Below are 1123 nucleotides of genomic sequence, written 5' to 3'. Positions count from 1 at the left end.
GCGGCTTTCCGATGAAGGGGGATTTAGGGGGTTGAGATAGAGCGCGCGCGCTGCGTCAGCCTCGTAGCCGGGCACTCCGCGCGCGCGCTCTATCATCTAAATACTATCTGGCGTGGATAACTCGGACCAAAATTCGCGTTTTTTCGCAGAAAACCGCCAAAAAATGCCTTGCTATTAGGTCACATCCTGTGTGACTACTGAGACACGCCACACGTGACTTAAAAGGAGGATTCATGGCCGCCACAATCCACGCTCTGAAAACCAGGCCAGACCGGCTCCGGCAGGACCAGGCGGAGCAGTTGCGCCAGGCGCTGCTGCCGTTCGAGGGAGACATGCCGGAGGCTGTGAAAGCCTTGATCGGCCACATCGACCGCCAGACCGCCAGCCGCAACAAATGGACCTTCGTCATGCTCAGCCCGGAACAGAACGCCATCGTCGTTGACTATCTCGCGGACCACTCGGCCCGCCCGCTGGTGGCACTGAAGCTCTGGGCGCTGTGCTTCAAGCACCTGCGCACCGATACCGGCGAAATCCTGCTTACTCGTGAGGAAATCGCTGAAAAGCTGGACCAACAACCACGCACTGTCAGCGAGATGATGACCGAACTCGAGGGCTTTGGCGCCATCATCCGCCGCCGCCAGCGCGTCGCCGGGATGAAGGGGCCCGGGGATGGTCCACTACTTCATGAACCCCTCGCGTCGCCACGCATCTGAGCGGTCAGGAACGTGACCAGGCCCAAGCCGACGCGCCGCTGCTGCGGCTGATGGAAGGCGGAAAACCAGCATGAGGCGTGGCGCGGCAACTCATCCAGGATGTGATAGGCTCGCCCCATGAGTGACCAACCCGAGAACCTGATGCTGGTCTATCTGCGGCGGCTCGACGAGAAGATCGACCGGCTGGCGGAGGACATGCGCGAGGTGAAGCTACGCCTGACCGCCTTGGAGACCGCCGTGGGGAATCTCGCGGCCACCGAGATGAGCCATTACGCCATCATGGCCGATCGTGCGGATCGTCTCGCAGCGCGGATCGAGCGGATCGAGACGCGTCTGGACCTCCGCGAGCAAGCCTAGAGGTCCATCTCCAACCCGCGATCCTTCTCTTGCGCGACTTTTTCCATCACCGC

The 1123-nt window shown here is 61.4% G+C and carries 2 protein-coding genes; both read left to right on the top strand.

Features of this window, described 5'->3' with window-relative positions; all coding sequences use genetic code 11:
* Positions 1–233: 233 nt before the first annotated feature.
* Complete coding sequence (locus RT91_RS19335) at positions 234–713, top strand: hypothetical protein (RefSeq protein ID WP_240314375.1); 480 nt, start codon at positions 234–236, stop codon at positions 711–713.
* A gap of 117 nt (positions 714–830) precedes the next feature.
* Entirely contained in the window at positions 831–1070 is a 240-nt protein-coding gene (locus RT91_RS19330; RefSeq protein WP_035189476.1) for a hypothetical protein, read from the top strand.
* The last annotated feature ends 53 nt before the right edge of the window (positions 1071–1123 follow it).

Source organism: Acidiphilium sp. JA12-A1 (genome assembly GCF_000724705.2).
GTDB classification, from domain to species: domain Bacteria; phylum Pseudomonadota; class Alphaproteobacteria; order Acetobacterales; family Acetobacteraceae; genus Acidiphilium; species Acidiphilium multivorum.
Note: the sequence above shows the minus strand (reverse complement) of the source record. Positions and strands in the feature narration are given on the sequence as shown.